The organism is Leifsonia sp. NPDC014704 (genome assembly GCF_043083605.1).
In the GTDB taxonomy this organism is placed as follows: domain Bacteria; phylum Actinomycetota; class Actinomycetes; order Actinomycetales; family Microbacteriaceae; genus Leifsonia.
In genome coordinates, this window is record NZ_JBIBYW010000001.1 from 435,556 (window position 1) to 456,520 (window position 20,965).

At 70.1% G+C, this 20,965-nt stretch carries 18 protein-coding genes; 15 read left to right on the forward strand and 3 right to left on the reverse strand.

The genetic code is table 11. From position 1 onward, the window contains the following. Positions 1–115: 115 nt before the first annotated feature. From ACF1AJ_RS02170 to ACF1AJ_RS02180, 3 genes are all read left to right on the forward strand, one after another. Complete coding sequence (locus ACF1AJ_RS02170; protein ID WP_391505939.1) at positions 116–1,066, forward strand: ROK family glucokinase; 951 nt, start codon at positions 116–118, stop codon at positions 1,064–1,066. Positions 1,067–1,094: 28 nt separating this feature from the next. Continuing rightward, the gene (locus ACF1AJ_RS02175; protein WP_391505940.1) at positions 1,095–1,784 is read left to right on the forward strand and encodes a lysophospholipid acyltransferase family protein; all 690 of its coding nucleotides are present in this window, start codon (positions 1,095–1,097) and stop codon (positions 1,782–1,784) included. A gap of 108 nt (positions 1,785–1,892) precedes the next feature. Next, on the forward strand, positions 1,893–3,227 hold the full coding sequence (locus tag ACF1AJ_RS02180; protein WP_391507420.1) for a class II 3-deoxy-7-phosphoheptulonate synthase: 1,335 nt from the start codon (positions 1,893–1,895) through the stop codon (positions 3,225–3,227). A gap of 166 nt (positions 3,228–3,393) precedes the next feature. Here ACF1AJ_RS02180 and pknB read toward each other — a convergent pair whose 3' ends face one another. Then, on the reverse strand, positions 3,394–5,295 hold the full coding sequence (pknB, locus tag ACF1AJ_RS02185) for a Stk1 family PASTA domain-containing Ser/Thr kinase (RefSeq protein WP_391505941.1): 1,902 nt from the start codon (positions 5,293–5,295) through the stop codon (positions 3,394–3,396). 86 nt (positions 5,296–5,381) lie between these two features. After that, positions 5,382–6,509, reverse strand: coding sequence for a LysM peptidoglycan-binding domain-containing protein (locus tag ACF1AJ_RS02190; protein WP_391505942.1), 1,128 nt, complete (start codon positions 6,507–6,509; stop codon positions 5,382–5,384). Positions 6,510–6,659: 150 nt separating this feature from the next. Here ACF1AJ_RS02190 and ACF1AJ_RS02195 point away from each other — a divergent pair, with 150 nt between their 5' ends. Next, positions 6,660–7,001, forward strand: a complete 342-nt coding sequence (locus tag ACF1AJ_RS02195; protein WP_018191377.1) for an Rv2175c family DNA-binding protein — start codon at positions 6,660–6,662, stop codon at positions 6,999–7,001. Between the two features lie 25 nt (positions 7,002–7,026). On the opposite strand, the gene ACF1AJ_RS02200 is transcribed toward ACF1AJ_RS02195, so the two are convergent. Beyond that, a complete protein-coding gene (locus ACF1AJ_RS02200; protein ID WP_391505943.1) occupies positions 7,027–8,193 on the reverse strand; it encodes a polyprenyl synthetase family protein in 1,167 nt (388 codons plus the stop codon). 80 nt (positions 8,194–8,273) lie between these two features. On the opposite strand from ACF1AJ_RS02200, the gene ACF1AJ_RS02205 reads away from it, so the two are divergent. The 11 genes from ACF1AJ_RS02205 to ACF1AJ_RS02255 all read left to right on the forward strand — a co-directional run bounded on the left by ACF1AJ_RS02205 (position 8,274) and on the right by ACF1AJ_RS02255 (position 20,890). Next, positions 8,274–8,654, forward strand: a complete 381-nt coding sequence (locus tag ACF1AJ_RS02205; RefSeq protein ID WP_391505944.1) for a DUF3040 domain-containing protein — start codon at positions 8,274–8,276, stop codon at positions 8,652–8,654. A 239-nt stretch (positions 8,655–8,893) separates the two neighbouring features. Further along, complete coding sequence (gene mraZ / locus ACF1AJ_RS02210) at positions 8,894–9,325, forward strand: division/cell wall cluster transcriptional repressor MraZ (RefSeq protein WP_018191374.1); 432 nt, start codon at positions 8,894–8,896, stop codon at positions 9,323–9,325. Between the two features lie 115 nt (positions 9,326–9,440). Further along, positions 9,441–10,445, forward strand: a complete 1,005-nt coding sequence (gene rsmH / locus ACF1AJ_RS02215) for a 16S rRNA (cytosine(1402)-N(4))-methyltransferase RsmH (protein WP_391505945.1) — start codon at positions 9,441–9,443, stop codon at positions 10,443–10,445. Then, complete coding sequence (locus tag ACF1AJ_RS02220) at positions 10,442–11,113, forward strand: hypothetical protein (protein WP_391505946.1); 672 nt, start codon at positions 10,442–10,444, stop codon at positions 11,111–11,113. The genes rsmH and ACF1AJ_RS02220 overlap by 4 nt, the downstream gene beginning before the upstream one ends. Before the next feature lie 20 nt (positions 11,114–11,133). Beyond that, positions 11,134–12,876: a peptidoglycan D,D-transpeptidase FtsI family protein gene (locus ACF1AJ_RS02225; protein ID WP_391505947.1), complete on the forward strand. Its 1,743-nt coding sequence runs from the start codon at positions 11,134–11,136 to the stop codon at positions 12,874–12,876. Between the two features lie 27 nt (positions 12,877–12,903). Then, entirely contained in the window at positions 12,904–14,448 is a 1,545-nt protein-coding gene (locus ACF1AJ_RS02230) for a Mur ligase family protein (RefSeq protein WP_391505948.1), read from the forward strand. Beyond that, the gene (gene murF / locus ACF1AJ_RS02235; RefSeq protein WP_391505949.1) at positions 14,449–15,888 is read left to right on the forward strand and encodes a UDP-N-acetylmuramoyl-tripeptide--D-alanyl-D-alanine ligase; all 1,440 of its coding nucleotides are present in this window, start codon (positions 14,449–14,451) and stop codon (positions 15,886–15,888) included. Further along, a complete protein-coding gene (mraY, locus tag ACF1AJ_RS02240; protein WP_018191368.1) occupies positions 15,885–17,000 on the forward strand; it encodes a phospho-N-acetylmuramoyl-pentapeptide-transferase in 1,116 nt (371 codons plus the stop codon). The genes murF and mraY overlap by 4 nt, the downstream gene beginning before the upstream one ends. Beyond that, a complete protein-coding gene (murD, locus tag ACF1AJ_RS02245) occupies positions 16,997–18,577 on the forward strand; it encodes a UDP-N-acetylmuramoyl-L-alanine--D-glutamate ligase (RefSeq protein ID WP_391505950.1) in 1,581 nt (526 codons plus the stop codon). Before mraY ends, murD begins: the two co-directional genes overlap by 4 nt. Then, positions 18,540–19,826, forward strand: a complete 1,287-nt coding sequence (gene ftsW, locus ACF1AJ_RS02250; RefSeq protein ID WP_391505951.1) for a putative lipid II flippase FtsW — start codon at positions 18,540–18,542, stop codon at positions 19,824–19,826. The genes murD and ftsW overlap by 38 nt, the downstream gene beginning before the upstream one ends. After that, positions 19,823–20,890, forward strand: coding sequence for a glycosyltransferase (locus ACF1AJ_RS02255; RefSeq protein ID WP_391505952.1), 1,068 nt, complete (start codon positions 19,823–19,825; stop codon positions 20,888–20,890). The genes ftsW and ACF1AJ_RS02255 overlap by 4 nt, the downstream gene beginning before the upstream one ends. Positions 20,891–20,965: the final 75 nt, after the last annotated feature.

Genomic DNA, 20,965 nt, shown 5'->3' on the forward strand with positions numbered 1-20,965 from the left:
GGCCGAATGGCTCGGGGCGATTCGGTTGATTACACTCTAGATGGTCCCGCCACGGCTCGCCCGAGACCCGGCCCGACCGCCCCTCCCTCTCACCATCCCTCCAGGAAGGCCCCACGTGCACGCCATCGGCATCGACATCGGAGGGACCAAGATCGCCGGAGCCCTCGTCGACGAGCTCGGGACGATCGTCCGGGAGGATCGCGTCCCCACCGATGCGACGCGCCCGGAGGAGATCGAGAACGCCGTCGTCGCGATGATCCGCCGCCTCAGCGACGGCCCGGAGGAAATCGCCGGTGCGGGAGTCGCCGCGGCCGGCTTCATCGACGCCGCGCAGTCGACCGTCTACTACGCGCCGAACATCAACTGGCGCCACGAGCCCTTCCGGGAGAAGCTCGAGGCGCGCCTCGACATCCCCGTGATCATCGAGAACGACGCCAACGCGGCCGGCTGGGCGGAGTTCCGCTACGGTGCCGGCCGGCTCGTCTCCGACATGGTGGTCCTCACCATCGGGACCGGTGTGGGCGGTGCGATCGTCAGCAACGACCGGCTCTTCCGCGGCGGCTTCGGCGCGGGAGCGGAGATCGGCCACATGCGCGTCGTCCCCGGCGGGCTTCCCTGCGGCTGCGGCGCGCACGGCTGCATCGAGCAGTACGGCTCCGGCCGCGCCCTGCAGCGCATGGCGAACGAGCTCGCGGACGCCGGCGGGATCGGCCAGGGGCTCGCGGATGTGCGCAGCCGGACCGGCGCGCTCACCGGGCACGACATCAGCGCCCTGATCACCGCGGGCGACCCGGGAGCGCTCGCCGCGCTCCGCCAGCTCGGCGACTGGCTCGGGCAGGCCTGCGCGAGCCTCGGCGCCATCCTCGACCCGCAGCTGTTCGTCTTCGGCGGCGGCGTCGCCCAGGCCGGCGAGCTGCTGCTGGAGCCCATCCGGCTGGCGTATCTGGAGAACCTGCCAGCACGCGGCTTCCACCCGGAACCCGAGTTCGCGATCGCCGAGCTGGTGAACGACGCCGGCGTCGTCGGCGCGGCGGACCTGGCGCGACTGCACGCATCCTCGCTCTAGGCGCACCGCGGGGATAGGCTTCGGTTCGATGTTCTACTGGCTGATGAAGTACGTGATCGCGGGGCCGCTCCTGCGCGGGATCTTCCGGCCGTGGGTCGTCGGGCTCGAGAACATCCCGGCCGATGGTCCCGTCATCCTCGCGAGCAACCACCTGTCGTTCATCGACTCCATCTTCCTGCCGCTCGAGGTCGACCGCCGGGTCGCCTTCCTGGCGAAGAGCGACTACTTCACCCGCAAGGGCGTGAAGGGGTGGGCGACCAAGGCGTTTATGAACGCCACCGGTCAGCTGCCCATCGACCGCTCGGGCGGAAAGGCCTCTGAAGCGTCGCTCAACACCGGACTCGCGGTGCTGGCGCGCGGCGGCGTCCTCGGCATCTACCCGGAGGGCACGCGCAGCCCCGACGGCAAGTTGTACCGGGGCCGCACCGGCGTCGCTCGCATGATCCTGGAGGCGGGCGTCCCGGTGGTCCCCGTGGCGATGGTGGATACCGCCAGGATCATGCCGATCGGCAAGCGGCTCCCGAAGATCGGGCGCATCGGCATCATCGTGGGGGAGCCGCTCGACTTCTCCCGGTTCGACGGGATGGAGGGCGACCGCTTCATCCTGCGCTCGGTCACCGACGAGATCATGTACGAGCTGCAGCGCCTCGGCGACCAGGAGTACGTCGACGTGTACGCCAGCACGGTCAAGGAGAAGCGGGCAACGCTGTCACAGTAGGACGGCCGCATCGGCTTTCGCGATAGGCTCGGATATCCCATCCAACCCCGAGTGAGCGGAAGACCAGTGCTACAGACCACAGAGCCCGTCGTGCGACCTGACGAGTCCGTGATCGAGGGCCTGGAGTATTGGCGCACGCTCCCGATCAAGCAGCAGCCGGCCTGGCCGGACCCGGAGGCGGCCGCCGCCGCGTCCGCCGAGATCGCCACCCTTCCGCCGCTGGTGTTCGCCGGCGAGGTCGACCAGCTGCGCACGCGGCTGGCCCGGGCCGCCGAGGGCAAGGCGTTCCTGCTGCAGGGCGGCGACTGCGCCGAGACGTTCGCCGGAGCGACCGCCGACGCTATCCGCAACCGCGTCAAGACCGTGCTGCAGATGGCCGTCGTGCTGACCTACGGCGCCTCCGTGCCCGTCATCAAGATGGGCCGCATGGCCGGGCAGTTCGCCAAACCGCGTTCCAGCGACACGGAGACGCGCAACGGCGTGACGCTGCCCGCCTACCGCGGCGACATCGTCAACGGCTACGACTTCACGCCCGAGTCGCGCCAGGCCGACCCGCGCCGGCTGGTGCAGGGGTACCACACCGCCGCATCCACGCTGAACCTCATCCGCGCCTTCACCCAGGGTGGATTCGCCGACCTGCGCCAGGTGCACAGCTGGAACCGCGGCTTCGCCGCGAACCCGGCCAACCAGCGCTACGAGGGCCTCGCCCGCGAGATCGACCGCGCCATCAAGTTCATGGAGGCGGCGGGCGCCGACTTCGACGAGCTCACGCGGGTGGAGTTCTACTCCAGCCACGAGGCGCTGCTCATGGACTACGAGCGGCCGATGACGCGCATCGACTCCCGCACCGGCACCCCGTACAACACGTCGGCGCACTTCGTCTGGATCGGCGAGCGGACGCGCGAGCTCGACGGCGCGCACGTCGACTTCCTCTCGCGCGTGCGCAACCCGATCGGCGTGAAGCTCGGGCCGACCACCTCCCGCGACGACATGCTCCGCCTCATCGACAAGCTCGACCCCGAGCGTGAGCCCGGCCGCCTGACCTTCATCACGCGCATGGGCGCCGGGAAGATCCGGGATGCGCTGCCGCCGCTGCTCCAAGCGATCAAGCGCTCGGACGCGAAGCCGCTCTGGGTCACCGACCCGATGCACGGCAACGGGCTCACCACGCCGACCGGCTACAAGACGCGCCGGTTCGACGACATCGTCGACGAGGTGAAGGGCTTCTTCGAGGCGCACCGCGCTGCCGGCACCAACCCGGGCGGCATCCACGTCGAGCTCACGGGCGACGACGTGACCGAGTGCCTGGGCGGTTCCGAGCACATCGACGAGGAGACGCTGGCGACCCGCTACGAGTCGCTCTGCGACCCGCGCCTGAACCACCAGCAGTCGCTGGAGCTGGCGTTCCTGGTCGCCGAGGAGCTCTCGGCCGCCGCCCGCTGATACCGGCTCGCAGTACCCTCCACCCTCCGCAGAAACGGAGGAGCCCCCGGCCCCACGGCCGCGGTGCTCCTCCGTTTCTGCATTGACGGGCGCGGCGGAGCGCTATCTCCTCCGTTCCGACGCGGGGCAGCGCCGGCAGACCGCGCCGGTTGCCGCGTCGGTCGGCTCAGAACCCGGCGAAGTTGACCGTGATTGTCGAGCCCTTGGGCGCCTGCGTCCCGCCGGCCGGTGACACCTTCGACACGACGAATGCGTTCGGTGCGACGTCGGCGATGGCGCTGTATTTGAGCTTGAAGCCGGCGTCCGTGAGCGCCTTCTTGGCCACATCCCACGTCTTGCCGGCGACATCCGGGATGGTGACGGGCTCCGGCCCCTTCGACGTCTCCAGCAGCAGGGTGTCGCCGGGGCGGACGGGCTCATGCTGCGGCTGCGCGGAGATCACGTCGCCGTCTTCGACCGTGTCGCTGTAGCTTTCTGGGCCCGCAGAAGTGAGGAGCTTGACCTTGCTCAGGATGGCCGAGGCGTCTTCCACGGACTTGCCGGCGACATCCGGGATGGCGCCGACCGACACGACGAGGTTCACCGACGCGGCCTCGAAGTAGTTGCCGCCGCCGGAGATGTCCGCGCCGTTGTCGGCGCGGGTCGCCGAGATGACGGTGTTGGCGGGCACCTTGGCGTCGAACTGCTCCGCGACCGTTCCGACCTTCGCCCCGACGCCGGTGATGGCGCTCTTGGCCGTGTCGATGGTCGTGCCGGCGAGGGGCGGGATCGTCACCGGCTTCGGCCCCTGCGAGACGCGCAGCGTCACCGTGCTGCCGCGCCCGGCGGGGACGCCGGCTCCGGGGTCGGTGCTCGACACCATCCCGGCCGCGACGGTCGTGCTGTATTCGGGCGCCTGAGCCGTCTTGAAACCGAGCTTCTGCAGCTGCGAGACCGCCGCATCCGGCGCCTTATTGACGACGTTCGGGATGGCGACCAGCGAGCCGGGGCCCGCACCGAAGTACCAGCCGGTGCCGGCAGCGACGCCGGCGAGCACGAGGACGAGCGCGAACAGCCACCAGCCCTTCGAGCGCCGCTTGGTGGCGGCGGCGGTCAGGGTCGTCGCCGCGGCCGGCGTGCTGGACGCTACCTGCTGGCGGATCGCCGGGTTGATGATCTGGGTGTCGCCCTGGTCGATCTCGTACGCGGGCGGCAGGACCATGGTCGGCTGCAGCACAGCCTCGCCGCGGAGCGCCTTCTCGGCCTCCAGCAGGCGATCGAGCATCTCGCGCGCGTCGCGGGGTCGACGGTCCGGGTCCTTCTCCGTCGCCCAGAGGACGAGCTCATCCAGCTCTGCCGGCACGGCCGGGTTCTTGCTGCTCGGCGCGGGCACGGCGTCGTTCGCGTGCTGGTAGGCGATCTGCATCGGCTGCTCGCCCTGGAACGGCTGCTGGCCGGTGAGCATCTCGTACATCATGATGCCGAGCGCGTAGATGTCGCTGCGGGCATCGGCGACGCCGCGGGTGACGAGCTCGGGGGAGAGGTAGGCGATCGTGCCCAGCAGCGCCTGGCCGGTGGCCGTGTTGGCGCTGGCCGCACGAGCGAGCCCGAAGTCGCCGATCTTGATGCGCCCGTCGTCGGCGAGCAGGACGTTCTCCGGCTTGAGGTCGCGGTGGACGATGCCCGCCTTGTGCGCCGCGGCGAGGCCGGAGAGCACCGCCTCCATGATGTCGATGGTCTGCTCGGGCGTCAGCTTGCCGTAGTCCTTGAGCAGGTCGCGCAGAGTGATGCCGGGCAGATACTCCATGACCAGGTAGGCCATGTCGGAGTCCTGGCCCTGGTCGAAGACGTTGACGACGTTGGGATGGGCGAGCCGAGCGGCCGAGCGGGCCTCCTGCACGAAGCGGCTCTTGAACGTGGAGTCGTCGGCGAGGTGGCCGTGCATGATCTTGATCGCGACGCGGCGCTCGAGGCGCAGGTCGGTCGCGAGGTACACGGTGGCCATGCCGCCTCGGGCGATCCGCGAGCGCACCTGATAGCGGCCGTCGATGAGACGGCCGATCATCGGGTCGGTCTGGCTCGTGGTCACGGATCGAGTCTAGGGAACGACCCGGGCGAGAACCCTGCAAAACACCGGTGGACGCGGTGGCTGTGATCGGGCTGTGACATTCCGGCTCAGCCGAGCTGGGCCAGCCAGGTGCGCGCCGACGTCTCCCACTTGGCGTAGGCGTCGGGGAACGCCGAGATCTGCACGGCCTGCGCGGCCTGCGTCACGCTCATCCGCGTCCATCCGGGGATGTCGAGGAGGCCCCTGGTGCGGCCGGCGTTGGGGTTCCCCGCTCCGCCGTAGAAGGCGAGCGTCGCGCGCGTCGGGTCGAGCACCTGCTCCGGCGTGCCCCAGCCGGTGCTCGGCCGCTGCTGGAACAGCCCGAGCGAGTCGCGGTCGCCGTAGCGGACATTGCGGAGGCCGGATTCCTGCGCTGCTGCGGCGAGGGCGATGACGACTCCCTGGTCCGGGATGCCCTGCTGGCGGCCGATGCGGATGATCAGCTGAGCATTCGCGCGCATCTCGTCGGTGAGGGCGACCACCTGACCGGCGGACGCTGTCGGCAGCGGTGCCGGCGCGGCGACGGGGGCGGGGGCGGCGACGGGCGCGGGCGCCGGTGCCGAGGTGTTGAGTGCGGCAGTGGTCATGCCGGGGATGCGGATCTTCTGTCCGGGAAAGATCAGGCTGGACGTGCTCAGGCCGTTCGCAGCCAGCACCGCGCGGGTGGTGACGCCGAAACGGCCGGCGATGCCGCTGATCGTGTCGCCGCGCACCACGGAGTACACCGCGGCGGCGGGAGTCGGCGCGGGGGCCGCTGGGGCGGGAGCCGGGGCCGGCGCGGCCGCGGGTGCGGCCTGCGCGAGGGCGAGCACCTGGCCCGGGAAGATGAGGCTCTTCCAGCTGAGGCCGTTCATCGCGAGGACGGCGGCGGTGGAGAGCCCGAACCGCGCCGCGATGCCGGAGATGGTGTCGCCGGACTGCACGCGGTAGGTCGCGGGTGCTGCCGCGACGGAGGTGAGCGGAACGGACGTGCTCGACGTCGACCCGCTGGGCGTCATCCCGATGGTGCTCCCCAGCGCGGCGCGCTCGAGAGGACTGATCTCGCCGGTGTCGCCGGAGTGGTCGGTCGCGCGGTCCTCCTGCGGCACCGCCTGCGCGGGCGTGACCAGGTTCAGGGTCACCGCGAGCGAGCTCGCGACCGCGATCGGGACGGTGCCCAGGATGCTGCGCGATCTGCCGGTGTCTGCCAGAGCCATGTGACCCCCTCTTCGAGTGACACGTCGCCCATCACGCTGACACACAAGGAGAGAGGAGTCAACAGGAGTGACGGATGTGACACGGGTTTACATGATCGTAACAATTACTCCGGCTTCTCGGCGGACGGCAATCCGTGGCACGCTGGTGGGGTGACCGAGCACGTCCAGACCACCGAGTGGTTGACCGTACCCGACCTCGTCGAGCTGATGGGACTGAGCGTGAGCCGCGTCCGTCGGCTCATCGAGGACCGCCACCTGGGAGCCAAGCGCGTCGACGGCGTGCTCAAGGTGCCCGCGTCGTTCCTCAAGGACGGCCAGCCGCTCAGCGAGCTGCGGGGAACCCTGATCGTCCTGGCGGACGACGGCTTCAGCGACGACGAGTCGGTGGATTGGCTGCTGACGGAGGAGGAGAGCCTCGGCACATCGCCGATCGAGGCTCTGCGCGCCGGCCGCAAGGCCGAGGTGCGCCGCGTGGCCCAAGCGCTGGCCTGAATCGCTCCCGGCTCAGGGAGCGGGCCTACGCGCTCCGGCGCGTGACCGCGATCGCGAGCTCGCGGAGCTGCCCTTTCGCCGCCGCGCCGAGCGGTGCCGCATCCAGCGCCTCGATGGCACGCGCCACGTTGTCGGCGATCATCCGCTCCACCGTGTCGACGGCTCCGGACTCCCGGATGGTCAGCTGCATCGTCCGGATCTGCTCCGGCGTGAGCTCCGGGTCGCCGAGCAGTTCGTCCAGCGCGGCGCGCGCTCCTGACGGGATGGCCTGGCGCGTGAGTGCGATGAGGACCGTCCGCTTGCCCTCCCGGAGGTCGTCTCCGCTGGGCTTCCCCGTCACATCGGCGTCTCCGAAGACACCGAGCAGGTCGTCGCGCAGCTGGTAGGCGATGCCGAGGGGGAGCCCGAACGCCCGGAGCGACTCCAGCTGACCCACGGTCGCTCCGGCGAGGCTCGCGCCGATGAGCAGAGGGGACTCGATCGAGTACTTGGCCGACTTGTAGACGATGACGCGCTCGGCACGCTCCAGCTGCTCCGAGTTGGGTCGGCCCGACCAGCCGATCTCCTCGAAGATGTCGAGGTACTGGCCGGCCGTGACGTCGATCCGCATCCGGTTGAACTCCGCCCGCGTCGCCCGACGGGCCGGCGCGCTCACCAGCTGCGTGAGCCCCTCGTCGAACAGCTCGTCGCTGAGGATGAGCAGCAGATCGCCGAGCAGGGTCGCCGCGCCCGTGCCGAACGTGGCGCCGGAGCCACCCCATCCCTCGCTCTCGTGGAGGTGCTCGAAGCGCTTGTGGGCGGCCGGCTTTCCGCGCCGCGTGTCCGAGTTGTCGATCAGGTCGTCGTGGACGAGCGCGGCGGCGTGGAACAGCTCGAGGGCGCTGGCGACGGACACCACCGCGTCGAGGGCGCCGCCGGCCGTGACCGCGCCGCCGGCCGTGACCGCGCCGCCGGCCGTGACGGCGCCGCTGTCCGACCCGTCGTCGCCCTCGTCTCCCGCGGTGCGGACGGCCTGCCATCCCCAGAAGCAGAACAGGGCCCGGAAGCGCTTGCCGCCGCTGAGAAATTCCCTTGAGAACGCCGCTACGGGAGAGAGCTCATCGGCGATCGAGACGAGAATGGAGGCACGCGCATCGAAGAATCCATCGATTCTTGACTGGATGAGGTCGACGAATCGGATGCTTTCAGACACACGCCTAGCCTAGCCAGACACGTGAGGTCTAGAATCGACCTCACTGAAGCCTCGAACCCGCGAGAAAGAGGGGGAATCGGATGCCGCTTTCGGAACATGAGCAGCGCCTCCTCGAAGAGATGGAACGCAGTCTCTACCAGAACGACGCAGACTTCGTCGCGAAGGTCGGGGGCAAGCGGGCACGTCCCGCCTACCGGTCGATCGTGCTCGGCATCCTGCTCGCCGTCGTCGGCGTCGGCGTGCTGATCGCCGGCGTCTACTACCGGCAGCCGATCGTCGGCATCCTGGGCTTCGTGGTGATGTTCGCGGGTGTCCTCGTGGCCATCGCGCCGGGCAAGCGCGTCGCGGTCGAGCCGGGCGTCGCCGAGCCGAAGAAGGCGAAGGCGCGTGGCGGTCAGACGGGATTCATGGACCGCATGAACGACCGCTGGGACAAGCGCAACGACGGCGGCGAGGGCTAACCCTCCACTCCGCTCCACCTGTTCTTCGACGAAGGGCCGATCTTCTGATCGGCCCTTTTTTGTTGCTCCCGGGGCTTCCTATGTGCTCCACTTTCCTCCACCAGTTACTTCCGCGTATTTTCGGGCTTCGGCGTACCCATTTCGGGGCAATCTGTCTTCAATGCGAGATTTTGTGGATGGAAGTGGAGTAAAGTGGAGCCACACCGCAACCTGGGCCGGGAGAGTGGGGGTGGCAGCCGATGTTCCTCGGTACGCATGCCCCCAAGCTGGACGAGAAGGGTCGCATCATCCTGCCGGCGAAATTCCGGGATGAGCTCGCGTCCGGCCTCGTCCTGACCCGCGGCCAGGAGCACTGCGTCTACGTCTTCTCGCAGCGCGAGTTCGAATCGCTTCACGAGAAGATCCGCCAGGCGCCGGTGACGAGCAAGCAGGCCCGCGACTACCTGCGCGTCTTCCTCTCGGGGGCGAGCGCAGAGGTCCCGGACAAGCAGAACCGGGTGACCATCCCGTCCGCGCTCCGCTCGTATGCGGGACTCGATCGCGACCTGGTCGTGATCGGCGCGGGCAGCCGCGCGGAGATCTGGGACGCCCAGGCCTGGGAGACCTACCTGGCCGAACAGGAAGCAGCATTCGCCAACACGGAGGAGGAGGTGATCCCGGGACTCTTTTGAGCCCGCGTCCCTGGCGCCGGACTCCCAGCCATACGCCCTGACACCACTTCCCCGGTGCCAGGTCGGAATGGATGGGGATCCGGGATCAGGGGCAGGCGACTCGTCCCGAACGACCATGACCGACTCCGAAGACACCTCCCGCATCCACACTCCGGTCCTCCTGGAGCGCTGCATCGAGCTGCTCGGCCCCGCGCTGACGCGGCCCGGCGCCGTCTTCGTCGACGCGACGCTCGGGATGGGCGGCCACTCCGCCGGCATCCTCGAGCGCTTCCCGGACGTCACGCTGGTCGGGCTCGACCGCGACCCCGAGGCGCTGGCGATCGCGGGGGAGCGCCTGGAGCGTTTCGGTGACCGCGTGCACCTCGTCCACACGGTGTACGACGGCATCCGCGAGGCCATCGAGGGGCTCGGTTTCGACGCGGTCGACGGCGTGCTGTTCGACCTCGGCGTCTCCTCCCTCCAGCTCGACCGGGTGGAGCGCGGCTTCTCCTATTCGAAGGACGCGCCGCTCGACATGCGGATGGACGGCACGAGCGAGCTCACCGCCGCGACGGTCCTGGCGGAGTACTCCGAGGCCGACCTGCGGCGCATCTTCCGCGAGTACGGCGAAGAGAAGCTCGCGGGCCGCTACGCCTCCCGGATCGTGGAGTCGCGCGAGCGCGAGCCGCTCGTGCGCTCCGGCCAGCTGGTCGACCTGATCATCAAGGCGACGCCGGTGGCCCTGCAGCGGCAGGGGCATCCCGCCAAGCGCGTCTTCCAGGCTCTGCGCATCGAGGTCAACCAGGAGCTGGCGGTGCTGCAGCGGGCGATCCCCGCCGCCATCGACTCGCTCTCGGTGGGCGGGCGGATCGTCGTGGAGGCGTACCAGTCGCTCGAGGACCGCATCGTGAAGCGCGAGCTGCAGGCCCGCTCCACGTCGAGTGCTCCCGCAGGGCTGCCCGTCGAACTTCCCGAGCACCGGCCCGAGCTGAAGCTCCTCATCCGCGGTGCGGAGCTGGCAGACGACGACGAGAAGGCCGCCAACCCGAGGGCCACCCCGGTGCGCCTGCGGGCGGCCGAGCGGGTGCGCCCGGCGAGCGGCGCATCCACCAGCAAGGACGAGACGAGGAGGCGTTCGTGAGCGGCAATCTGGCAGAGGCGGCCCCGGTCATCGGGCGCAGGCCGACAGCTGCGCGGCGTCCGGCGGCGCTGTGGCGCGGCGGCGCCCTCCCCACACCGGTGGAGGAGCCGAAACGGACACACCTGGAGGTCGTCCCGACCCGGTCGCAGCGGCGGGCACGTCCGCGGGCCCTCTACGCGGGGATCGCGGTCGCCACGCTGCTGGCGGTCGTCGTTGCCCAGCTCCTCCTCAGCATCGGGATCTCGCAGGGCGCCTACCAGCTGCAGACGCTGGAGTCGAAGCAGACCGAGCTGCAGCGCTCGTACCAGGCGGTGTCGGAGGACCTGAACCGGGTCGCCTCTCCGCAGAACCTGGCCGCGAACGCGAACGCGCTCGGGATGGTCAGCAACAGCAACCCCGCCTACCTGCGCCTCTCGGACGGGGCGGTGCTCGGCGCGCCGGTCCCAGCGAGCGGTGCGGCGGGGACGGTCACCGGGACGCAGGGCAACCTCGTCCCGAACGCGCTGCTCGCGGGCGTCTCCCTGGTGACGCAGCCGCAGCAGACCGCGAATCCGTCCACAGCGGCGGGGCAGGCTGGGAATTCCACGACTTCGGGTGGGGCTACCGGTTCCGGTGCCACGCCGACCGTACCGTTGCAGGGAGCGTTGCCGACTCCGGTGACGCACTGACGACGGGACGGATGCGGGGCATGGTCAGCAAGAAGATGCTGCGGCGGCGGACCGCCGTGACGGTCCTCGCCGTCGCGGCGACCGTCGGCATCCTGGGCGCCAAGCTGGTCGACATCCAGGTGGTCCGGGCGGATGCGCTGCAGCGGCAGTCGGTGACCGCCAAAGAGGTGTCGACGCCGCTGCTGGGCAACCGCGGCGACATCATCGACACCGACGGCACGGTCCTGGCCACCACGATCTACACATACACCGCCGCGGCCTCGCCGAAGGATGCGATCGCCGGCGGGCGGGCGAAGATGGTCGAAGCCGCCGCGAAGATCGGTGCGATCACCGGCCAGGGCGGCGATGCGGTCGTCGCGCTCCTCGACGCGGCGCTCAAAGAGAACCCGAAGTCGCAGTACGTCCTCATCAAGGCCGGTATGGATGTCGGGACGTTCGACAAGCTCGACAAGCTCCCGTACCCGTGGCTCACCTTCACCAAGAAGCAGGCGCGCAGCTACCCGAACGGCGCCGTCGCCGGCAACCTGCTCGGCTACCTCTCGCAGGGCGGCGACGCGGGGCTGGAGGCCAGCGAGAACGGCTGTCTGGCGGGGGAGAACGGCGAGGAGACCTACCAGCGCGGAGCCGACGGGGTGGCCATCCCCGGCAGTACCGTCGTGCAGAAGCAGGCGAAGGACGGCGGCACGCTCAAGCTGACCATCGACTCGGACCTCCAGTGGTTCGCGCAGCAGACTCTCGCCCAGCAGGTCGCCGCGACCGGGTCCAAGTTCGGCTTCGTGACCGTGGCGGAGGCGAAGACCGGGAAGATCAAGGCGATCGCGCAGGTGCCGTCGCTCGACCCCAACAACATCGATGCGACGGATCCGTCGTTCTGGCGGCTCCAGCCGCTCACCGACCCGCGGGAGCCGGGCTCGACCTTCAAGGCGCTGACGGCCGCGATGCTCATCGACCAGGGCAAAGCCACGCCGACGTCGCAGGTGCTCGCTCCGTACTCCTGGCAGTCCGGCAACGGGGCCGATCTTCACGACTCGGGATTCCACGCACCGCTCCGGCTCACCCTGACGGGCGTGCTCATGATGTCGTCGAACACCGGTATGTCGCAGCTGGGCCGCGCGCTCAGCGACCAGACCCGGTACGACTACCTGAAGAAGTTCGGGATCGGCGACCCGACCGGTCTGCCGTACCCCGACGAGTCCTCGGGGGAGCTCCACCCGGTCAAGGACTGGGATGACCAGACCAAGTACGCGACGATGTTCGGCCAGGGCGTCTCCGCGACCCAGCTCCAGATGGTCGGCGCGTACCAGGCGCTCGCCAACGGCGGCACCCGCATCCCGCTGTCGCTGGTCGAGGGATGCGAGCACCCGGACGGCTCGGTGACGGACATCCCGAACAGCAAACCCACGCCGGTCGTCTCCGCCCAGGCAGCGGCCACGACGCTCGGGATGATGGAGTCCGTCGTCACCGACGGCGAGCTCAAGAAGCAGCTCCAGATCCCCGGGTACCGCATCGCCGCCAAGACCGGAACGGCCCAGCAGCCGGATGGCAAGGGCGGGTACCTGCCGTCGTACTACGTGTCGGTCATGGGCGTCGCGCCGGTGGACGATCCGCAGTACGTCGTTTCGGTCAACCTCGGGTTCCCGACTACCATTACTTCGTCGGCAGCCGCCGCTCCGCTGTTCCACACGATCATGAGTCAGGTGCTGAAGACCTACCGGGTGAAGCCCTCCACGTCGAGCCCGGCGGACTATCCGCCCTACTACTAGAAACACCGTCAACGGAAAGTGAGCCACGTGACAGGACCGGCGCCCTCTTCACTGCGCCCCGAGCATCCCGTCGCCCGCCCGCTCGCCCAGCTGGTAGCGGAGTTCGGGCTGGATTGCCGCGGCGACCTCGACGGGGTCGAGGTGACCGGTGCGGCTCTCGCGAGCTCCGCCGTGGAACCCGGTGACCTCTACGTCGGCGTACCCGGCCGCAACGCCCACGGCGCGACGTACGCGACCGCCGCGGCGGAGGCGGGAGCCGTCGCCGTGCTCACCGACGAGGAGGGTGCGGCCCTCGCGGTCGAGTCCGGCCTCCCGGTCATCGTCACGCCGGAGCCCCGGGCCGCGCTCGGCGCGGTCTCCGCGTGGATCTACCGCACCGACGAGAATTCGGCGACGCTGTTCGGCGTCACCGGCACCAACGGCAAGACCAGCGTCGTGTACCTGCTCAACGCCATCCTCGGGCAGCTCGGGGTCGTCTCCGGCCTCAGCTCGACGGCGGAACGCCGCATCGGCGACACGGCGATCACGAGCAAGCTGACCACTCCCGAGGCGAGCGAGCTGCACGCGCTGCTGGCCCGGATGCGCGAGGAGGGCGTCCGCGCCGTCGCCATCGAGGTGTCGGCGCAGGCGCTGACCCGTCACCGCGTCGACGGGATCGTGTTCGACGTCGTCGGCTTCACCAACCTCAGCCACGACCACCTCGACGACTACGCCGCGATGGACGACTACTTCGCCGCGAAGCTCGAGCTCTTTCAGCCCGACCGCGCCCGCCGTGGCGTCGTCACAGTCGACTCCGACTGGGGCCGCGCCCTGGTCGAGCAGTCGCGCATCCCGGTCGCCACGCTCTCCAGCTCGCCCGGGGCCGACTCCGAGTGGCTGCTCACCGTGCTCGAGGAGACGCTCACCCGCACTTCGTTCGCCCTCGAAGGCCCGGACGGCCGCCGGCTCGAGACCAGCATCCCGCTGCTCGGCGCCTACAACGCGGCGAACGCGGCGCTCGCCATCGTCATGCTGGTCGAGTCGGGTTACGACCTCGACGCGATCGGAGCGGCACTGGAGCGCGACGGCGGGATCGACGCCTACATCCCGGGTCGCGCCGAGCGGCTGTCCGGCGATCGCGGCCCGGTCGTCTTCATCGACTACGGCCACAGCCCCGATGCGTTCCTCTCGACGCTGAGCGCACTGCGCAAGGTGACCGACGGCCGCATCGTCATGGTGTTCGGCGCCGACGGCGACCGCGACACCACGAAGCGCACCGACATGGGCGCCATCGCGGCCCGCGGGTCGGACGCCGTGGTCATCACCGACTTCCATCCGCGCTGGGAAGACCCGGCGAGCATCCGCGCCGCCCTCCTCGAGGGAGCGCGCAGCGCGGTGCCCGACCTCGAGCTGTACGAGGTGCCCGATCCGCGCGCCGCGTTCCGCACCGCACTGTCCCTGGCGGACGAGGGCGACGTCGTCCTGTACGCCGGCCCCGGCCACGAGGACTACCAGGAGGTCGCCGGCCAGCGTCTGCCGTACTCGGCCCGCGACGACGTGCGCCTCGCGCTGCGAGAGGCCGGGTGGCTGTAGATGATCGCCCTCACACTTGCCGAGATCGCCGAGGCCACCCGCGGCACCCTGCTGCTCGACGGCACCCACGTCTCCCCGGAGACGGCCGTCTCCGGACTGTCCACGACCGACTCGCGCGAGGTCGTCCCCGGCAGCATCTTCTTCGCGAAGCCGGGGGAGGTGACCGACGGTCACCTCTTCGCTCCGCAGGCGGTGGAGGCGGGCGCCGCGCTCGTCGTCGTCGACCATCCCCTCGAGCTGCCCGTCCCGCAGTTGCTGGTGCAGGACACCGTGGTCGCTCTCGGCGACCTGGCCACCGAGGTCATCGCCCGCGTTCGGGCGCTCGGACGGCTCAAGATCGTCGGCATCACCGGGTCGAACGGCAAGACGACGACGAAGAACCTGCTCCGCGCCGTGCTGGAGCAGGTCGGACCGACGATCGCGCCGCGCGCCTCCTTCAACAACGAGGTCGGCGCACCCGTGACCATGCTGCAGGTGACCGAGGAGACGCAGTTCCTCGTCGCCGAGATGGGCGCGAGCGGTATCGGCGAGATCGCCCGACTGGTGCGTATGGCGCGCCCGGACGTCGGAGTCGTCCTCAAGGTCGGCCTCGCACACGCCGGCGAGTTCGGCGGCATCGAGAAGACCCTGCAGGCGAAGACCGAGATGGTCACCGACCTGCTGGAGTCGGACGTCGCCGTGCTGAACATGGACGATCCGCGCGTCGCCACGATGGCGGACAAGACCGTCGCCCGCGTGCTTTGGTTCGGCCTCGACGAGCGCGCCGACGTGCGCGCGACCGACGTCGTCTCCGACCGGCGCGGCACGTCGTTCACGCTTCACCTCCCGCCGCGCAACGGGGCCGACGGTCCCGGCTCCGAGGCGCAGTCGCGCCCGGTGCGGTTCCAGGTGCTCGGCGAGCACCACGTCATGAACGCCCTGGCCGCCGCGGCGTCCGCGTACGTGCTCGATGTCGACATCGACACCATCGTCTCCGCCCTCCAGACCGTGAAGACGGCGGAGCGCTGGCGGATGGAGGTCATGGGCGGCAGCGACGTGACGATCATCAACGACGCCTACAACGCGAGCCCGGACTCCATGGCCGCAGCGCTCAAGACCCTCGCGCAGATCGCCGAACCGGACGGCCGTACCATCGCCGTCCTGGGTGAGATGAGCGAGCTGGGGGAGTTCTCCGGTGAGGAGCACGACCGCATCGGTCTGCTCGCCGTGCGGCTCGGCATCGACCAGCTGGTGATCGTCGGACCGGCGGCACGCCGGATGCACATCTCGGCCATCAACGAGGGCTCCTGGGACGGCGAATCCCTGTACTTCGACACGCAGGACGCCGCGTTCGAGCACCTGAGGGGTGCCCTGCGCCCGGGCGACACGGTGCTCGTGAAGTCCTCCAACTCGGCCGGGCTGCGCATCCTCGGCGACCGGCTGGGAGAATCGTTCTCGTGAGAGCCCTGCTGACATCCGGTGCGCTGTCGATGGCGTTCACGCTCTTCCTGACCCCGCTCTTCATCCGGCTGTTCCGCCGGCTGCAGTGGGGGCAGTTCATCCGCGACGACGGGCCCCAGAGCCACCACGCAAAGCGCGGCACCGCGACCATGGGCGGCATCGTCGTCATCCTCGGCACGCTGTTCGGCTACTTCACGGCCCTCCTGCTGACGGGGGACGAGACGAGCGTCTCGGCGCTGCTCGTGCTGTTCCTCATGGTCGGCCTGGGCGTCGTCGGGTTCATCGATGACTTCCTGAAGACCCGTCGCGAGCGCAGCCTCGGACTCACCGGCTGGGCCAAGGTGGCCGGCCAGGTCATCGTCGCCACCGTCTGGGCCTTCCTCGCGATCCGCTTCCCGAACGGCAACGGCTACACACCCGCGACGATGACGGTGTCCTTCATCCGCGACCTGCCGGCGATCGACTTCGGCGAAATCACCCGCTACGGCGCCATCGGCGTGATCGTCGGCTACGGCCTCTACCTGATCTGGATCAACTTCCTGGTCGCGGCCACCTCGAACGGCGTCAACGTCACCGACGGCCTCGACGGGCTCGCCTCCGGCGCGTCCATCCTCGCGATCGGCGCCTACATCATCATCGGGTTCTGGCAGTCGATCCAGTCGTGCGCGAGCATCAACCTGAACCCCGAGAACGTCGCGAAATGCTACGACGTGCGCGATCCGTTCGACCTCGCGATCGTCGCGACGGCGATCGTCGGCGCGGTCGTCGGCTTCCTCTGGTGGAACACCTCGCCGGCGCAGATCTTCCTCGGCGACACCGGCTCGCTGGCGCTCGGCGGCGCGGTCGCGGCCCTCGCCATCCTGAGCCGCACGGAACTGCTGCTCATCCTCATCGGCGGCATCTTCGTCATCGAGGCCGGGTCGGTGATCGTGCAGCGGGCGTACTTCAAGCTCACGCACGGCAAACGCATCTTCCTGATGAGCCCGATCCATCATCACTTCGAGCTGAAGGGATGGGCGGAGGTGACGGTCGTCGTGCGGTTCTGGATCATCGGCGGACTGCTCGTCGCCGCGGGCGTCGGGTCCTTCTACCTGGAGTGGCTGGCGACGTGAGCGATTCCGACGGCACCGCCCGCGCGGGCGACGCCCTGGCCGAGCGCCTGGCCGCTCTGACCAGCTGGTACCACGACTGGAGCGGCCTCCGCGTCGCCGTGTACGGCCTGGGCGTCACCGGCTTCTCGGTCGCGGACACGCTCGCCGAGCTGGGCGCCCAGGTGCTCGTCGTCGCTGCGAAGGCCGACGACGAGCGGCGGATGCTGCTGGAGGTCATCGGCGCCGAGCTCCTCCAGGAGCCCGACCTCACCGCGCCGCCGGAGCGTCTCGTCGCGTTCGACCCCGAGCTGATCATCGCGTCGCCGGGCTTCCACTGGGATCACCCCCTGCTGCTGTGGGCGGAGGAGCGCGGCACGGCCGTGTGGGGCGACATCGAGCTCGCCTGGCGTCTGCGCGACAAGGTCGCCCGTCCCGACGGAGCCGAGGGTCCTGCCGACTGGATCTGCGTCACCGGCACCAACGGCAAGACGACCACCGTGCAGCTCACCGCGACGATGATCCTCGCCGGAGGCAACCGCGTCGCACCGTGCGGCAACATCGGCGTCCCCGTCCTCGACGCCATCCGCGATCCCGAGGGATTCGACGTGCTCGTGGTCGAGCTCTCCAGCTACCAGCTGCACTGGGTCAACCGGAACGTCGGCGGCGAGCTGTCGCCGTTCTCGGCGGCGTGCCTCAACATCGCCGACGACCACCTCGACTGGCACGGCTCGCTCGAGGCGTACATCGCCGCCAAAGCGAAGGTGTACGACAACACCCGCGTCGCCTGCGTCTACAACAAGGCCGACGAGAACACCCTGCACATGGTGGAGGAGGCGGAGGTCACCGAGGGCGCACGCGCCATCGGCTTCGGCCTCGGCGTGCCGGGCCCGAGCGACTTCGGGATCGTGGACGGCATCCTCTGCGACCGCGCCTTCCTCGACGACCGCGCGAACGCGGCGCTCGAGCTGACCACTCTCGACGAGCTGCAGGAGGCCGGGCTCTCGGCGCCGCACGTCGTCGCGAACATCCTCGCCGCCAGCGCGCTCGCGCGGTCGTACGGGGTCGCTCCACAGGTCATCCGCGACGTCCTGACGGCCTTCCGGCTCGATGCCCACCGCATCGAACTGGTGCGCGTCCAGGCCGGAGTGAACTGGGTGGATGACTCCAAGGCGACGAACCCGCACGCGGCCGACGCCTCCCTGCGCGCCTACCCGTCGGTGGTGTGGCTGGTCGGCGGCCTGCTCAAGGGCGTCGATGTGGATGCGCTGGTCGGCCGGCACGTCGGGCGCCTCCGCGGCGCGGTGCTGATCGGGGTCGACCGGGAGCCGCTCCTCGCCGCATTCCGACGACACGCGCCGGACCTTCCGGTGCTGGAGGTCGTCGCCGACGAGACTGAAGAGGTCATGCCGACGGCGGTCCGGCTGGCCGGTGATCTCGCGCGAGAAGGAGACACCGTGCTGCTCGCTCCGGCGGCGGCGTCGATGGACCAGTTCGCCGACTACGCAGAACGAGGCCGCCGCTTCCAGTCGGCCGTGAACGAGTACTTGGGAGGTGAGGCGGATGACGAGTCCGCCCCGCGTCCCGACGCGCAGGACTGAGCGTCCGACGGCCGCAGGCCAGGACTCCGCCCAGCCGACGTCCCGCCCCAGCGCCGCCGCGCGCATCGGCGCGCTGACCACCCGCATCCAGCTGGGCCGGGGGATGACGTCCGAATCGGCCAACTACTTCCTCCTGCTCGGAATCACGCTGTTCATGGTCGTGTTCGGCCTCGTCATGGTGCTGTCCTCCTCGTCGGTGGAGGCGCACAACGACGACGACAACTTCTTCTCCCGCTTCTGGTCGCAGGGCGCGTACACGCTGGTCGGCCTGCCGCTGATGTTCCTCGTCTCGCGCATCCCGCGCGGGTTCTGGAAGAAGACGATCTGGTTCTTCCTCGGCGCCGCGTGCTTCCTGCAGCTGCTCGTGCTGCTCACCCCGCTGGGCGTCGAGATCGGCGGCAACCGCAACTGGTTGCGCATCGGCTCGGTCACGGCGCAGCCGTCGGAGGCGATCAAGCTCGCGCTCGTCGTGTGGCTGGGCGTCGTCCTTGCGCGCAAGCGGGATGTGCTCGACCAGTGGAAGCACGTCGCCGTCCCCGTCGTCCCCATCGCGGGAGGCGCGGTCGCCCTCGTGCTGCTCGGCGGCGACCTGGGCACGACCATGATCATGGCGGCGCTCATCCTCGGCGCCCTGTACTTCGCCGGCGTGCGCCTCCGCTACCTCCTCACTGGTGTCGTCGCCGTCGGCGCCCTCGCGGTGGTCGTGGCGCTGTCGAGCGCGAGCCGTGTCGGACGCATCGCCGCCTACTTCGGCGGGACGAGCGTCGCGAACCCGGACGTGGACTGGCAGATCAAGAACGGCTTCTACGCGCTCGCCTCCGGCGGCGTCTTCGGGGTCGGGCTCGGCAACTCGCACTCCAAGTGGTCGTGGCTGCCCGCCGCCGACACCGACTTCATCTTCGCGATCATCGGCGAGGAGCTGGGCCTCATCGGCGCGGTCGTCGTGCTCCTGCTGTTCGTGATGCTCGCGGTCGTCTTCCTGCGCATCATCCACGCGTCGACCGACCCGTTCGCGCGGGTGACGACGGCGGCGATCATGGTGTGGCTGATCGGCCAGGCGTTCGTCAACATCGCCGTGGTGCTGGGGGTGATCCCGGTGCTGGGCGTCCCGCTCCCACTGATCTCTGCGGGAGGGACTGCGATGATCAGTTCCATGATCGCCATCGGAATCGTGCTGTCGTTCGCCCGGCAGTCGCACCGTGACTCCCTGGCCGCCTCCGAGACCGGTTCGGCGGGCCGCCGGGCATGACGCGGTACCTTCTCGCCGGCGGGGGCACCGCCGGCCACGTGAACCCCCTGCTCGCCGTCGCCGACCGTCTGCGCCGTGACCAGCCGGATGCCGAGGTGCTGGTGCTCGGGACGAAGGAGGGACTCGAAGCGCGCCTGGTGCCGCAGCGCGGCTACGAGCTCGCGACCATCCCGAAGCTCCCGTTCCCGCGCCGCCCGAACGCGGCCGCGCTGCGCTTCCCGGGCGAGTACCGACGCAGCATCGCGACCGTCCGCGCCCTGATCCGCGACCGCGGGATCGACGCCGTCGTCGGCTTCGGCGGCTACGCCGCAGCCCCGGCCTACTCGGCGGCCCGGCGAGAGGGCGTCCCGCTCGTCCTGCACGAGGCGAACGCGCGGCCGGGTCTCGCGAACCGGCTCGGCGCCCGGTACACGCCGTGGGTCGGCGTGGCCTTCGAGGGCACGCCGCTCGCGCATCCCACGTTCGTGGGCATGCCGCTGCGAGTGGAGATCGAGCAGCTGGACGCGGCCGCCGTGCGCCCTCAGGCCGCAGCCGAGTTCGGGCTCGACCCCGAACGTCCGACGCTGCTCGTCACGGGCGGCTCCCTCGGCGCACGACGGATCAATCAGACCGTCTTCGCACGCGCCGCGGAGCTGACAGCCGCCGGCTGGCAGGTGCTGCACATCCAGGGCGGCCGCGGCGAGCTGACGGACCCAGGAATCGAGCACTACCGCCTGCTGGACTACTGCGACCGCATGGACCTCGCGTTCGCCCTGACCGATGTCGCTGTCGCCCGCGCGGGCGCCGCGACAGTGTGCGAGTTCGCCGCGCTGGGCATCCCGGCGGTGTACGTCCCCTTCCCGATCGGCAACGGCGAGCAGCGGTTCAACGCCGCAGGCGTCGTCAAGGCGGGCGGCGGCGTGCTCGTCGACGACGCGGCGTTCACCCCGGACTGGGTGGACGGCGACCTGCTTCCGCTGCTGTCCGACCGCGCCCGCGTGGCCGAGATGGCGCGCCGGGCCGCGTCGGTCGGGGTTCGCGACGGCTCCGACCGCATGGTCGCCCTCATCCGCTCGGCCCTCTGACAGCTCCACTCCGGTGAGCCTCGGGCCGATCCGCAGGGTCGCCGCGTAGCCTCATACTGGATGGAGTCCCTCTCG